The organism is Massilia sp. LMS1-1-1.1 (genome assembly GCF_040815535.1).
In the GTDB taxonomy this organism is placed as follows: domain Bacteria; phylum Pseudomonadota; class Gammaproteobacteria; order Burkholderiales; family Burkholderiaceae_D; genus Janthinobacterium; species Janthinobacterium aestuarii.
The window spans coordinates 128808-142292 of the sequence record NZ_JBFPNG010000056.1 but is presented as its reverse complement, the minus strand read 5'-3'; the positions used below and the strand labels follow the sequence as shown (position 1 = coordinate 142292).

Below are 13485 nucleotides of genomic sequence, written 5' to 3'. Positions count from 1 at the left end.
GGAAGGAAATGTCAGCCATGAAAAAAACAGTACCGGGCACGGCGCCCGATAATGACGCCGAAAACGCCGAGCCCGCCGCCAGCCGGATCGACGCGAAGATCGCCTCGCTGGCGGACTGGCGCGGCAAAATCCTGGCCAATGTGCGGACGCTGATCCGCCAGGCGGACCCGGAGGTGGTCGAGGAAGTCAAATGGCGCGGCGTGCCCGTCTGGTCGCACGCGGGCATGATCTGCACGGGCGAAACCTACAAATCGGCCGTGAAACTCACCTTCGCCAAGGGCGCCGCCTTGCCCGATCCGGCCGGCCTGTTCAATGCCAGCCTGGACGGCAACACGCGCCGGGCCATCGATATCCACGAAGGCGCGCATCTCGATGCCACGGCGTTCAAGGCGCTGATACGCGCCGCCGTGGCCGCAAATACGGCGCCAAAATCAAAACGGACTTCTACTTGAGACATTATCTGTATATCTGGCACGACCCTGCGGAGCGCATGCTCGTCGCTTCCGGCATCGAATTCAACGATTGTATTGCTGCCCTCGGCGAAGCGGACGGCATCGTGCTGCGCAAGGGCAGCGCCGGCACAATCAAAAAACCTGCCGCCTTCCATACCTTGGCGCGGCAACAACTACCAGCCCTGGTGCTCGAAGACATGCACGCCTGGGGCAGCCATGCCTGGGCAGATTGGCAGGGAGCCCCGCCGGCTTCCCTCAATGCGGATGTGGCCGCGATGCTCGACCATCGCGGCGGGCTCACGCCGCTGCCTGCCTTGCGGGGCCGCTTTCTTGCCTTTGCCCATGACGACGGCTGGTATCTGAAACTGTTTTATGGGGAATGGGGCGACGTAGCGGCCTTGCTCGCTAGCGTCATCCCGCCAGCCCTGGGCACGCTCGATCTGGCGGCACTGCAGCAGGGAGGTGACGGCTACTGGTTGCAGGACGGCACAGTCCAGGCGGAACTGAAAACCCACGCTATCGACAGCGTGCTGAACCGCCGCCTGTAAGGAATGGATAACGCGCCAGCCATGTGCCTGATTCGACCTTTCGCCAGCGGGGACACGCAGTCCTGCACCGCCATCCTGGCCCTGGCCGGGCGCGACGCCTTCGGCCCCGTCGCCGGCAGTGCTACTTTTACGGCGGCGACGCAGGGCGAAGCCATCCTCGTTGCCGAACGCGGCGGCATCGTCGCCGGCTTTGCCGCCGTGTACACGGGCGATGCCCCCGATTACTTCCTGCACCACCTGTATGTGCACCCGGCACACGGCGGCTCGGGCATCGGCAGGCAACTGCTGGCGGCCGTCGTGGCGCGCTTCGGCCCCCGCCTGAGTCTGAAAACGCAGCTGAGCAATACGGGCGCGCGGCGCTTTTATGCGCGCGCGGGCTGGGTCGAAGATGCGGCGGACAGCGGCGTGGACGCCATCGGCGCGTGGATACGGGTGCGCTACCAGGCCGGGGCACGTGTGCGATGAAGGATCCTGGTGCGATGGACCCGGCCCTGGCGAGAATGATGGGCTGGTTCCTGATCCTGCTCGCCATTTCGGCAGGCTATTTTTCCTTCTGGCGCGCGTACGACAAGCTCACGTCGCCCACATGGCCCGTGGCCAGCGCCGAAATCGTACGCAGCAGCATGTATCAGCGTACGGGCAAGTCGCAGGATTGGTGCGTCAAACTAAGCTACCGCTACAGCGTGGATGGCAAGGTTTACCGCAGTTCGCGCATCGGTGTTTCGCGCATCGGCAACACCGGCTGCCACCGCAACCAGTCCGTCACGGCCTGGCGCCTGGCCAGCATGGCGCCAGGCGCGCACATCCGCGTGCATTTCCGGCCGAGCGACCCGGGCGATACCGCCGTCTTCCTTGCTGGCCTAGACATCCTCGATTATTTCGGCGCAGGCCTGGCGCTCCTCCTGTTCGTGGTGGGCGTGTCGGAAGCCCGCAAGCGAGCGCCCCCAGCCTGATCCGCTCCGCCAAACGTGGCATCCATGGTCCGACATCCATGCCCCGGTCGTCATATGGGAAAACGATGACCGCACATTGCCGAAATCCGTTGCGAGCGCGCACCAGCGCGCGTATTACAGCCTGCTTTTCCGCAGTTCAAATGGCACGCTGAGATAACATACTCGTCCCCGCCGGCCGTCATGGGGCAGGCGAAATAGTGGGGCACGCCCTGGAAACTGGCGCTGCCCGTCCTGGGGCCATCATATAGATCCCAGACCATGTAACTGGTTCAAGCATCGCGCTGCTCCTTGTCGTGCAGCGCCAGGCGCGCCGCCATGCCGGCATTATCGCGCAGCAAGCCGTCGCGCTCCTGCGCCAATGCCTTCATTTTCTGCTGCGATAGTTGCCCGTTCTCTGCCAGCATGTCGAGCTGCCGGTCTTGCGCCGCCAACGCTACTTTGGCGTCGTTCAGCGCCAGCAAGGCCGTATCGAGCTTGGCCAGCAAGGCGTCGGCCGAGGCGGCCGCCTGCAAGTACTGGAATTCGAACTGGTCGCGCTCGGGACGTACGGTAGCCAGCGCTGCGCGGTCGGCGGCCGCTTCATCAGCCAGGCGCGTGTGCTCCGCCTGCAGCTGTGCCAGCCGCATGTCCTGCTGCACCAGGGTCGCTTGCTGGCCTTGCAGGCGCTGCTGCAGCTGGGCGTTCTCCTGCTCCAGGCGGCTCTCTCGTTGCTGCGCCTGGGCCCGTTCTTCGTTGCGCTGGGCGGCGGCCGCTTCCTGGTAATGGTCGAACTGCGAGCGCACTTGCGCCAGCTGGCGGTTCAGGGCCGCGATTTCCTCGCCCCGGTCGGCCAGGCGTTGCGTCAGGCCGGCATTGTCGCTGTGCAAGGTGGCCAGGGTGACGGCGCGAAAATGGTGCTCTTCCTTCAGTTGCGCCAGCGCGTGCTGGGTGGCGCGCAATTCCTGGGTGAGGGCGGCGCGCGCCTCCGTCAGTTTCAACCGCTCCGTTTCCGTCTTCTTCAGTTTTTCCAGCGCCGCGTCGAGTTCGGCGCGGTTCTGCTGCATGCCCGTTTCCAGCTGCTGCGCCACGTCGCGCTGCTGCTTTTCATAGACGCCGCGCATCGCTTCCATCAGCTCGGCCGGCAAGCCCGCTTCCGTTTTCACGGCGCCCGCGCCCTGGAACTCTTCCTTCCAGCGTTTCAACAGGGGCGCGATGGTGCTCTTGCTGCCCGTGCTGCCCAGCGCTTCGCGCACGCTGTCGACCGTAGGATTGCGCCCATCGGCAGCGACGATTTGGGCTGCTTTCATAACATCAGAGTACAGAATGCCGGTGCGGGCCATAAAACCACCTATGAGCGAAATTTAGTAACGTATTACATGATACGTAATATTGGATAATATTACGATATAAATTTTCGTGATTTTTGAAAAATATAAGTCGCGATAAGATCGCTTATCGCGTGTTATGGGGGTGCTTTGCATGCTATTCTGCGTATCTCCCAGTACAAAACCGCGATTTCGCCGCCGCCATGCCCGATTTGCCCCTCTCGAAACGACGTATTGCCGCGTCCAAAAGCACCACCATCGCCACTGCGCCATTACACGGCACCCTGATCGACGCGGAGCTGGCCGCGCGCCACCAGGCGTTTCTCGCCGCCGCCACCTCGGACAACACGCGCCGCACCTACCGTTCCGCCATCCGCCACTTCCAGGCCTGGGGCGGGGCGCTGCCCGCCGACGAGTCCACCGTCATCCGCTACCTGATGGCGTATGCGGACAGCCTGAACGCCCGCACCCTGGCCCTGCGCCTGACGGCCCTGTCGCAATGGCATGTGTACCAGGCCTTTACCGACCCCGCGTCCACGCCCACCGTGCGCAAGACCCTGGCCGGCATCGCCCGCCTGCACGGCAAGCCAAAAAAGAAGGCCAAGGCCCTGCCTCTGGAAGACTTGGAACTGATCGTTGCCAAACTGGCCGCGCTAGGCACCAACAAGGCCTTGCGCGACAGCGCCTTGCTGCAACTGGGCTTTTTTGGCGGTTTCCGGCGCAGCGAACTGGTGGGATTGACCGTGGAAGACGTGAACTGGGAGCCGCAAGGCATGGTGATCACCTTGCCCCGCTCGAAAACGGACCAACTGGGGGAGGGCATCGTCAAGGCGATTCCGTTCGGCGACGGCGTCTGCTGCCCGGCCACGGCCTTGCGCGCCTGGCTGGCATCGGCGCACATCCGCACGGGGCCGCTCTTGCGCACGGTGAACCAGTGGGGACACGTGGGCGCGAAGGGACTGCACGCGAGCAGCATCAATACGATATTGGAAGCTTGCGCCAGGCTGGCGGCGCTCGATTACGTGCCGGAACTATCGAGCCACAGCCTGCGCCGCGGCATGGCCACCAGCGCGCACCGGGCCGGCGCCGATTTCCAGGCCATCAAGCGCCAGGGCGGCTGGCGCCACGACGGCACCGTGCATGGCTATATAGAAGAGGCGGGGCGCTTCGAGGAAAATGCGGCGGGGAGTTTGTTGAAGGGGAAGAAGAAGGCGGCGGGCTGAGGGCACGCGCCAGCGCGTCCGGCTGAATGACTGGCTGGGCTTATTCCGGCAACTCCGCGATCAGCAGAAGATCGAAATATTGCTCGCGGAGCTTGGCGAGCCGCGCCATCTGCGGCGGAACAGGACGCATCTGCAAAGCCTCCCGCATGTATTCGAGACGAGACTCTGCATCGTCCCGGTGTTCCTCATCGGGTTTTATAAAATAATCGATTGCCTCCTCCTCTTGATATACCAACTGCTCCAGAGAGTACCAGCCGACGTAGTAGCCCAAATTAAAGAATTCCTCAAAGGACTCGGCGATCACTACGTTGTTTTCGTCCGCGCTTGGCAGAGTCATTATGATGGGTAAAGTTCCGTTAGCGGATACAAAGTCTTTGAGATAACTGTAATGGACACCGTCCCCGCCTGTGCTTGCAAAGGTAACGACGTTAGCAGGGGTGCACCAGTATTGCTGTTCCATTTGAGGCGTTTCCAGGATAAGGCCACAAGGCTCGAAGACCATATCGGCGGAAGTTTCAAACTGAATTGCGGCGGCATCAGCGACTTGATGCAGTTTTTCAAGCTGAACGGGTAGTTTCATTTTTTAGACCCAACGTGTTCTACATTGCAAAACGACGAGTTAACATGGGCGCCTGCGATATAGCATCTCATGCTGTCGATTCAGGGACACAGCATGGTTTAGTGTATGGCATTGTTGATTATCTGGCAAGCAAGAGATAAACAAGCGGCTTTACGAAGCGCGCTAAAGCAAGGACTTGATAAAGTGAATGCGCTCCCTGGCCGTGTCGCCAAAGTGCTCCACCAGCCGGATCTGGTATCCATTGCGGATCAGCAAACGCAGCATGGCGGGATAGCGGTTCATCGATTTCACCGTGACCGCCGCAAAACCGTGTGCGCTGGCCCAGGCTTCCTGGTCTTCCAGCAGGCGCTGCGCCAGGCCCGACTTGCGGTGCGCGGGCAGTACGCCGCCGAGCCAGCTATACAGGGAGCCATCCTCGGCGGCATAGCCCAGCTTGAAGCCGACGGGCTGGCCGTCCGCTTCCGCGATCAGCACCAGCGCATCGGTGGGCAACCGCTCCTGCAACTGCGCCAGGCTGCGCCGCTGGTCGAACTCGGGTATCGCCTGCAGCACGTGCCAGGCTTCCTCGATGGTGCCGGGCCGTATCATGCGGCCGCTTGTTCCCGGGGGCGGATGATCATGCAGGTGGCCGTCGCGTGCGCGTACACCTTACCGGCTTCGTCGCGGATCGTGCCTTCGGAAATGACCAGGTTGCGTCCCGCATTGATGACTTTGCCTTCGGCGTAGACGGTCACGTTGAAGGGCAGGGGACGGCACATCTTGATGTTCAGGTCCGTCGTGCCGTAGCTTTCGCCGGCCGGCAAGACCGTGTGCGTAGCGCAGCCCGTGACCGTGTCGAGCACGGTGGCCGCGAAACCGCCGTGCACGCCGCCCATGGGATTGGTGTGCGTTTCATTTGCCGTCGCCGTGAAAATGACACGGCCGTGTTCTACCGTGTGCGCATCCATGGGCATGGTCTTGGAAATGCCGGGCCGGGGAAACAGGCCTTGCGCGAAAGCTTGCATCAGTTGCAAGCCGGTCATGTCGTTCGGGTGCATGGGTAACTCCTGTGGTGGTGATGTGGGGATGGGTCAGACGTCTTGCGCAAAACGCAGGCGCGAGGCGTGCAGCAGGAAGCGGGCGACGACGGCCAGTTCTTCCTCGCTGAAACCTTGCTTCAATTGTTCATTCAGACTGTCGAGCAGGGGCAGCGCGGCGGCCAGCACCTCGCCGCCCCTGGGCGACATGTGCAGGGTGCCGGCGCGCGCATCGAGCGCCGACTGGCCGCGCACGATCAGGCCGTTTTCTTCCATGCGCGCAACCAGCCCCGTGACGGCCGAGTTTTTCAGCTGCAGTGCCCGCCCCAGATCCTTCAATTGGCAGCCTTCCTCGCCCTTCAGGGCAAACAGGGCGACCACTTGTGTGCCGGAAAAACCCAGTTCGCTGGTGAAGACGGCATCGGCCGAACGAAACAGATTCTGGCGCGCCAGGTTGAGCAGATTGAACAGCCGCGGCGAACGCTCGCCCAGCGGGCAGGCTACGGCATCGGGAACGTCTGGAGTAGGGGAGGTATTGGTACGCATGCGAAGCATACTACTACGTATGCGTAATAAATCAAGCGGATATTGTCAGTCGCGCTGGTGGCGGCCGATATAGCGTGCGCGGGGACGTATCAGGGCCGCGCTGGCAGCTTGCTCGTTGACATGCGCGATCCAGCCGGCCGAGCGGGCCAGCGCAAACACGCTCAATGCTGCGCCCTCGGGCCAACCGAACGCCAGTTCCATGGCGGCCAGCGCCAGGTCGGCATTTGGCTTCGCATCGAGCAACTCTCCTGCCATGGCACAGACGGACAGGATGGCGCCCAGCCGGGGGTACTTGTGCGACAGCGCCGACAGGCCGTCCATCAGATACGCGGCGCGCGGGTCGCCTTGCGGATACAGCGGGTGGCCAAAGCCGGCGAATTCCGGCGCGATGGTCTTGTAAAAGGCGCCGATGGCGTCCCTGGCGTCCGGCGCGGCCAGCGCATCCCTCAACATGCACCTGGCCGCCGCGCTGCCGCCGCCGTGCCTGTCTCCGGACAAGGCCGCCAGCCCGGCGCCCAGCGCGGCGGGCAGGCTGGCGCCCGTCGAGGCGACGCAGCGCACGGCAAAGGTGGACGCATTCAACTCATGGTCGGCCAGCAGCACGAGGGCCGCGCGCAGCAATTCAGCCTGGTCCGTGTCGGCCTGCCACGCCTGGGCCAGTTGCCGGTGCAGCGGCAAGGCGGACGGCGCCGTCTGCAGCAGGGTGGCGGCCAGGATGCGCATCAAGGCGGGGCCGGACTGCAGCATGTCCACAGGCGCAGGCAGGGACGACAGCATGGCCATGGCCAGCATGGCGCGTGCCAGCGGCGTCGCACCCGGCGCGCTGGCCAGCCCCTGCGGCAGATCTGGAGCATCTTGCTGGAAATAGTCGCGCGCGTTATCGTCCCACAGCAGGCTGGCGGCCGCCTCCAGCGTCGCGGACACGGCCAATGTCGTCGCATTGCGGCCCCGATACAGCAGCCGGCCATCGAGAATCTGGGAAATCTTTGTTTCCAGTACGGGCAAGCCCCAGTGCATGGCGGCCACCGCCGTCTGGCCGCCGCGCTTGGCGTCATTCTTGCGGGCCGCCAGGCGCAGCACGTCTTCCTGAGGATAGCGCTTGCGGCGCGATTCTCCATTGCTGACGGAGGCCAGCAGACCCCGGCTCACATAGGAATACAGGGTGGGCAGGCTGACGCCCAGCAGGCGCGCTGCCTCAAGGGCGGATAAGTCGTTTTTCATGGCGGCGATTGTATCTGTATATTGATTCATGGAATCAAGATTGACGGGCCGCGTGGCGCTTCACTAGACTCATGCCTTTCCAGGAGTCTCCATGAGTACACACACGATACGCACCCTGCGCCCCGACGATGCCGCGCCCTTGCTGGCCTTCGAACTCGCCAACCGGGCCTGGTTTGAGCGCCATATCGACCGGCGTCCGGACGCTTTTTACAGCATCGAAGGCGTCCAGGCGCACCTCGCGCAATTCCTGGATGAGCACGCACAGGGGCGTATGCACCCCTGCGTCATCGTCGATGAGCGCGGCGAGCTGATCGGCCGCGCCAACCTCAAGGATATCGACGGGCAGACCGGAACGGCCGAAGTCGGCTACCGCATCGGCGAACAGCAAGCTGGCAAGGGCCTGGCCACAGCCGCACTGCGTTATCTGATCGACTTGGCGCAAGACGAATGGCGGCTGGCCAGCCTGTGCGCCTACGCCATCGATGGCAATGCGGCCTCGATCCGCGTACTGGAACGCTGCGGTTTCGTGCAGGGAACGGCCGTGCCCGATATTGCCATGGTGGAAGGGAACGTTGTCGATGGCCATGCCTATGCGCTGGATTTGCGGGCGGCTGGGGTAGACTCTGCCCTGTGATAAATAAACAAAATTGCTAGATATGAATCATGATGACCCAAAACGCATCGTCGTCATTGGCGCCGGCATCGTCGGCGCGTCGCTCGCCTACCACCTGGCCAGCAAGGGTACAAAAGTCACCGTGGTCGAGGCGGGCGGCATCGCGTCCGGCGTGACGGGCACCTCGTTTGCGTGGATTAACACGTCCTTTGCCGGAATTGATCCCATTGCGGCCCTGCGCGGCGGCGCCATCGCGGCCTGGCGCCGGCTGGAAACGCAGGTGCCCGGATTGAAAGTGCGCTGGCATGGCGCCTTGTCATACGGCACGCAGGATGGGCGGGTGTCGCCCGAATCCATATTGCTGGACCGCTCGCGCAGCGTCCAGCTTGAACCGCAGTTGCGGCAGCCGCCGGAACAAGCGCTGTACGAACCGGAGCAGGGCGCCCTCGACGCCGTTGCCGCCACACACGCCTTGCTGGCAGCGGCCCAGGCGCTGGGTGCGACGGTCCGCACGCACACGCCCGTGCTGGGCTTTACCGTCCAGGGTGCGAAGGTGACTGGCGTGGAAACGGCCGCTGGCCTCATCGAAGCGGACGTGGTCGTGCTGGCGGCAGGCACGGGAACTGCTGCGCTGGCGCAGATGCTGGGCGCCAGCCTGCCCATCCACGCCTCGCCCGCCATTTTCATGCGTTACCAGGCGCCGCCCGGCTTGGTGCGCGGCATTATTTCCAGCCATGCAATGGAGGTGCGGCAAGAAGAAGATGGCACCATGCTGGCGGCGGAAGACTACGTGGACGACGCGCCGGACAACCAGCCTGCCGCCATCGCGCAGCGCACGGCCAGCGCGATCCGCAACGAACTTGCGGACGCCGAGCTCATCGCGCCGGCATTCGCCTGCATCGGCCTGCGCCCCATGCCCTTTGATGGCGTGCCCATCATCGGCTATTTGTCGCAGGTGGGAGGCGTGTACGTGTGCGCCATGCATCCGGGCGTCGTGCTGGCGGCCATTGTGGGACAACTTGCCAGCGAGGAAATCGTCACTGGCCAGCCCGTGTCAGCCCTCCAGGCTTGCCGGCCCGCGCGCTTCCTGGCGTGCTGATTCCTGGGGCACAGGCACGACAAACACGGTCAGGACGAACGGCGCTTGCTGGTGCTCATCGCCTTGCTCCGACGGGGCCTGCATATAATGTTCGTTGCGCCAGTCTCCGTTCACCACGCGATCGGCGATCAGCGCCAGATCCTGCGTTTCGTGCAACTCGCAGCGAAACGGCAACCGCCCATGCGAGCGCGACACCAGGCTGAAGCGCAACTGCCGGCATTGCGCATCGTGCCAGCAATAGAACAGCATGTCCTCGCCAACAAGCGCGCTGCTGCGTGCCGCGATCACCTGGCCGATGAATTCAACGATATCGGCCGCATGAATCTGCGGCGTTTCCTCGTCCGTGGGCGAAAAGCTCCACATATTGGTGATTGCTTCGTGATTGATGTTATCCGGATCAATCTCTACGGCATCGTCTTTCGCTATGGCGAACCAATTGTTGAGGACAGTTGAGTGAATCATGTAAAGCTTTCAATACTTACCAATATCTGTTTACTCACGCATTGATATGCCTTGCTAGGGCAGGGCTACATTATCTTTCCTCTCGATTTATCTGCCAACCGGCATTTAAGTGGTCTGTCCATGTCGACGCATCCACTCATCCGAGACATCGCCTATGTTTTTGACTACGCTGGCGTATATCCATGCCATGAAATTACGGTTAAACTTGAATTTCGGTTTGTGAAAAATGTCACGCAGTAAGCCCCCCTTAAAATATTTACAGATTTTTATTCTAAATAGAAGCGCTATCTGAAAAGGCCCCAGCGGAACGGACAATATTAAAATACTCACTAACATAGTGACTTTTAAAGTTTTCTTGATAGCTATCTCTAATAATTGTACTTTTTAAAAATCCTGGAAAAGCATTAATGTCATCATCTAACCTACTCAAAATAGAGGAGGTTTGAAAAATAACATCTAGATACGTTCTGGCCACATCTGCGGGGGAAATATTTCTTGTTGTGGCAACCCCATTTTCCACAAATCTTATTTTAAATCCGATGTTTTCCATTTTTGATATAATGGTAGAATAATTGTGGAAATTATGAAAACTTCGTGACCTAAATAGTTCCTCATAGATTGGCGGGGATCGTTGATATAGCATGCACAAATATATCAAGAAATGAACATGTATTTTTTTGTCTTTAACAGAATACAATGCCGCCTCAAATATTTTCATAGCCTGAAATTGATCTCTCAATCCACACCCAAAATAATCGGCGTATACTGAAAACATATATGGCAAAAAACTGTGGCCCTCAAAGGCTAAACTTCCATTAAATGTTACAAAATTTCCGACATCTGGCAATGTTACATTTACGAAAAGTGATTCTGAAAATTTTTTTGAGTCAGGCAATGGTAAAAAATACTCCATGTCAAAAAAACGTTTCAAGTATCTGTGCCCATCAAACCCTGAGCCATATATTGCCTTGGTTGACTCTCCGAGTTGTTGCATATTGGTAGCAACAATAAAATATACTCCGGGCACTCCAAACAAATGCTTGATTCCTTCTAGCAACTCAATGGCGTAATCAGGGCGGCACCGATCGAGTTCATCCACGAATATAAATAGTGGCAAACTCAGCTGATTATCCTCGGATAAAACACTTACAAGAGAAGCTAGTTTATCTTTAAAAGAAGATACTGCCACCTTCGTGTTTTTATGCTGCTTAAGTGCGGCATCAACAGCTGAACTAACATTTTTTTCAATATCAGCCATACTCGGCATTATTTCTCTTACCTCGATACTACTTTCCGCGCCAGAGGCTTCAGATAATAATTTCATAGCACCATCCGAAGAGAGGCCAAGTGCGTGTTTCGCGACACTAAATCCTGCTGCCTTCATAGCTGGCTTTAAAACCTGTTTGGCACTCTTCATCACATCTCTAAAAATTTTTCGGGCCCGAGGAATTTTCTTGAAAAATAATGAAAGACCATCATCTATTTCAGAAATGAAAGCTACCAATGGTTCCGGCGTAAAATCATTTTTCCATGCGTCAAAATAAACTGCTGGATAACCGGCTGCGAGTAAATCGTCCTTCCAGCAACGCAACATAAAAGTCTTCCCAAACCCCCATTCTGCATTAATGGCCAGAACAAAACCTTCTTCTTCCCTTCTCGCCAAGTATCGCTGAGTTAAATACTGCCGCAAGTAGTCAGCGTTTTTTTTGCGACCAAGAACGTCTTTAGCCCAAATATCGTCCATTATTGCAATCCTATAACTTATTAATTATTATGAAGGGTTTGGTAATCAACATTGCAAAAGAAGTAACGATACTTTACCATCTAATGGCCTCATCTCAAAAGAATGCCTAATATTCTCGACATCGACTATATACGACTCACCCCCGCGGCCCATCCAGCAACAACTCCGCCAGCCTGTCCGTCAACCACAAACTCGTCTCGCTCAGTTTCTTGCCATGTATCGATAGCCGCCGCACAGGCAGGCGCGACAAGGCCAGCGCAGGGCAGGGCACTTCCTGCAGATAGCCCTTGTAATTGTCGTAATTGGCGATGTTCAGCGGCAGAATCGCCCAGCCCAGCCCGTCCGCGACCATCTCGGCAATACTGTAGAAGCTGTCGGAGAACCAGACGGCCGGGCTGAACGCGTGTTCGCGGTTGAGCTCGGAATCCATGATCAGCTGGCGGTAGCGGGTCAGCTCGTTGCGGCTCACTTCCTGGCCGTGGGCCATGGCGTGGCCTTTGGCCACGAACACGCCTTGCGCCACGCTGCCGATGTGCTGTTGCTCCAGCACGGGCGAGATCGGGCCGCGGTCGAAGTGGAAGGCCACGTCGGCTTGCTGCTGCTCCACGTATTGCGCCACCTCGGAAGCCGTGGCGTTGAGCATCACCAGTTCCAGGGCCGGGTAGCGCGCCGCCAGTTCTTTCACCAAAGTGCCGATGGCCAGGTAGGGCAGGGCTTCGTCCAGGGCCAGGGTCAGCTGGGCTTCGGGAGCGGCACTCAGCAGTTGCGCGCGCAGCTGCAAGCGCTCGGCCTGGCGCAGCAGTTCGCATGCTTCCAGGTGCATCACCTTGCCCGCTTCCGTCAGCACGGCGCTGCGGCGTGAGCGGTCGAACAGTTCCACGCCGAATTCCGCTTCCAGCAGTCCGATCGAGGTACTGACCACCGATTGCGCGCGGCCCAGCCGGCGCGCCGCGCCCGAGAAAGAACCGGCCGCGACGGCCGCTTCAAAGTAGCGCATTTGTTCCAAAGTCCATTGCATGGCATCCACCTATCTGTTTTACAGATGGATTTTAACTTGAATGCCATTCAGGGGCGACATAAAATGTCTTTACATTTTCAACAATACGAGATCCGCCATGAAAAACGCTCAAGCCAATTCACCCGCCATCAGCTTCAGCTGGTGCCACGACGCCACCGCCGAAGACACCTTGTGCAAGCTCTACCTCGACAACGTCAGCGCCGACTATATCTCCCATTCGGAACTGCAGGGCGAACGCGCCGATGCGCCCGGCAACTGGCGCGCGGACTTGCCTGAGGTGATCCGTGGCGAAATCCGCGCCGCCCTGTCGCATGACTGGGTGCATGGCGATTCGACCCTGCTGGCTGTCGCCACGTCGGGCGAGGCCATCGTCGGCATGGCTCTCGTTTCCATCGACACGCGCCAGCGCGCCTCGAAATCGTTCGCAGCGCTCGATGACCTGGTTTTGCTGCCTTCCGTGCGCGGCAGCGGCATCGGCAGCGAATTGGTGGAGTGGGTGGCAAGCGAGCTGCACAGTCACGGCATCGCCCGGCTGTTCCTCGAATGCGGCGCGCACAACCTGACGGCGCAAAAATTCTTCCAGGGCCGTGGCTTCAAGCAAGTGTCCGTCGTCATGCTGCGCGAACTCGACGTGCCGGCAGTAACGGCTGCCGTGGATGACAAGGATGGCGACCGTGGCTGACGCCCGCCGCCCCCGACAAGCCCA

General features: G+C 59.8%; 18 protein-coding genes. 8 read left to right on the top strand and 10 right to left on the bottom strand.

Translation table 11 applies throughout. The features are described from left to right. Positions 1–17: 17 nt before the first annotated feature. From MRBLMS1_RS25360 to MRBLMS1_RS25345, 4 genes are read left to right on the top strand one after another with little or no spacing between them, the layout of a single operon-like run. A complete protein-coding gene (locus tag MRBLMS1_RS25360) occupies positions 18–452 on the top strand; it encodes a DUF1801 domain-containing protein (protein WP_485882874.1) in 435 nt (144 codons plus the stop codon). Next, positions 449–1000, top strand: a complete 552-nt coding sequence (locus MRBLMS1_RS25355; protein WP_485882872.1) for a hypothetical protein — start codon at positions 449–451, stop codon at positions 998–1000. The genes MRBLMS1_RS25360 and MRBLMS1_RS25355 overlap by 4 nt, the downstream gene beginning before the upstream one ends. A 3-nt stretch (positions 1001–1003) precedes the next feature. Continuing rightward, on the top strand, positions 1004–1465 hold the full coding sequence (locus MRBLMS1_RS25350; protein ID WP_485882870.1) for a GNAT family N-acetyltransferase: 462 nt from the start codon (positions 1004–1006) through the stop codon (positions 1463–1465). Next, on the top strand, positions 1462–1953 hold the full coding sequence (locus MRBLMS1_RS25345; RefSeq protein ID WP_485882868.1) for a DUF3592 domain-containing protein: 492 nt from the start codon (positions 1462–1464) through the stop codon (positions 1951–1953). Before MRBLMS1_RS25350 ends, MRBLMS1_RS25345 begins: the two co-directional genes overlap by 4 nt. Before the next feature lie 269 nt (positions 1954–2222). On the opposite strand, the gene MRBLMS1_RS25340 is transcribed toward MRBLMS1_RS25345, so the two are convergent. Then, positions 2223–3239, bottom strand: a complete 1017-nt coding sequence (locus MRBLMS1_RS25340) for a DNA-binding protein (protein ID WP_485882866.1) — start codon at positions 3237–3239, stop codon at positions 2223–2225. Positions 3240–3460: 221 nt separating this feature from the next. Between MRBLMS1_RS25340 and MRBLMS1_RS25335 the strand changes: the two genes are divergently transcribed. Then, entirely contained in the window at positions 3461–4480 is a 1020-nt protein-coding gene (locus tag MRBLMS1_RS25335) for a tyrosine-type recombinase/integrase (protein ID WP_485882864.1), read from the top strand. A 40-nt stretch (positions 4481–4520) separates the two neighbouring features. Here MRBLMS1_RS25335 and MRBLMS1_RS25330 read toward each other — a convergent pair whose 3' ends face one another. The 5 genes from MRBLMS1_RS25330 to MRBLMS1_RS25310 form a co-directional block, all read right to left on the bottom strand. After that, on the bottom strand, positions 4521–5060 hold the full coding sequence (locus tag MRBLMS1_RS25330) for a hypothetical protein (protein ID WP_485882862.1): 540 nt from the start codon (positions 5058–5060) through the stop codon (positions 4521–4523). A gap of 162 nt (positions 5061–5222) precedes the next feature. Then, positions 5223–5648, bottom strand: coding sequence for a GNAT family N-acetyltransferase (locus MRBLMS1_RS25325; RefSeq protein WP_485882860.1), 426 nt, complete (start codon positions 5646–5648; stop codon positions 5223–5225). Then, positions 5645–6097 carry a PaaI family thioesterase gene (locus MRBLMS1_RS25320; RefSeq protein WP_034748275.1) on the bottom strand — a complete coding sequence of 151 codons (453 nt, stop codon included), beginning with the start codon at positions 6095–6097 and terminating at the stop codon, positions 5645–5647. The genes MRBLMS1_RS25325 and MRBLMS1_RS25320 overlap by 4 nt, the downstream gene beginning before the upstream one ends. Positions 6098–6130: 33 nt before the next feature. Next, positions 6131–6622, bottom strand: coding sequence for a MarR family winged helix-turn-helix transcriptional regulator (locus MRBLMS1_RS25315; protein WP_083292554.1), 492 nt, complete (start codon positions 6620–6622; stop codon positions 6131–6133). 45 nt (positions 6623–6667) lie between these two features. Next, positions 6668–7843, bottom strand: a complete 1176-nt coding sequence (locus MRBLMS1_RS25310) for a citrate synthase family protein (protein ID WP_485882857.1) — start codon at positions 7841–7843, stop codon at positions 6668–6670. Positions 7844–7934: 91 nt separating this feature from the next. Here MRBLMS1_RS25310 and MRBLMS1_RS25305 point away from each other — a divergent pair, with 91 nt between their 5' ends. Both MRBLMS1_RS25305 and MRBLMS1_RS25300 read left to right on the top strand, forming a co-directional pair. Next, positions 7935–8477: a GNAT family N-acetyltransferase gene (locus MRBLMS1_RS25305; RefSeq protein WP_485882855.1), complete on the top strand. Its 543-nt coding sequence runs from the start codon at positions 7935–7937 to the stop codon at positions 8475–8477. Between the two features lie 22 nt (positions 8478–8499). Next, complete coding sequence (locus MRBLMS1_RS25300) at positions 8500–9555, top strand: NAD(P)/FAD-dependent oxidoreductase (RefSeq protein ID WP_485882854.1); 1056 nt, start codon at positions 8500–8502, stop codon at positions 9553–9555. Here MRBLMS1_RS25300 and MRBLMS1_RS25295 read toward each other — a convergent pair. The 4 genes from MRBLMS1_RS25295 to MRBLMS1_RS25280 all read right to left on the bottom strand — a co-directional run bounded on the left by MRBLMS1_RS25295 (position 9511) and on the right by MRBLMS1_RS25280 (position 12779). After that, a complete protein-coding gene (locus MRBLMS1_RS25295; protein ID WP_485882852.1) occupies positions 9511–10017 on the bottom strand; it encodes a hypothetical protein in 507 nt (168 codons plus the stop codon). The two genes, MRBLMS1_RS25300 and MRBLMS1_RS25295, sit on opposite strands and share 45 nt — an antisense overlap. A 105-nt stretch (positions 10018–10122) precedes the next feature. After that, on the bottom strand, positions 10123–10353 hold the full coding sequence (locus MRBLMS1_RS25290; protein WP_485882850.1) for a DUF6434 domain-containing protein: 231 nt from the start codon (positions 10351–10353) through the stop codon (positions 10123–10125). After that, positions 10289–11761: a KAP family P-loop NTPase fold protein gene (locus MRBLMS1_RS25285; protein ID WP_485882848.1), complete on the bottom strand. Its 1473-nt coding sequence runs from the start codon at positions 11759–11761 to the stop codon at positions 10289–10291. Before MRBLMS1_RS25285 ends, MRBLMS1_RS25290 begins: the two co-directional genes overlap by 65 nt. A gap of 136 nt (positions 11762–11897) precedes the next feature. Then, positions 11898–12779 (bottom strand): LysR family transcriptional regulator, encoded by an 882-nt coding sequence (locus MRBLMS1_RS25280; RefSeq protein ID WP_485882846.1) that lies wholly within the window; start codon positions 12777–12779, stop codon positions 11898–11900. 97 nt (positions 12780–12876) lie between these two features. On the opposite strand from MRBLMS1_RS25280, the gene MRBLMS1_RS25275 reads away from it, so the two are divergent. Further along, on the top strand, positions 12877–13461 hold the full coding sequence (locus MRBLMS1_RS25275) for a GNAT family N-acetyltransferase (protein WP_485882844.1): 585 nt from the start codon (positions 12877–12879) through the stop codon (positions 13459–13461). The last annotated feature ends 24 nt before the right edge of the window (positions 13462–13485 follow it).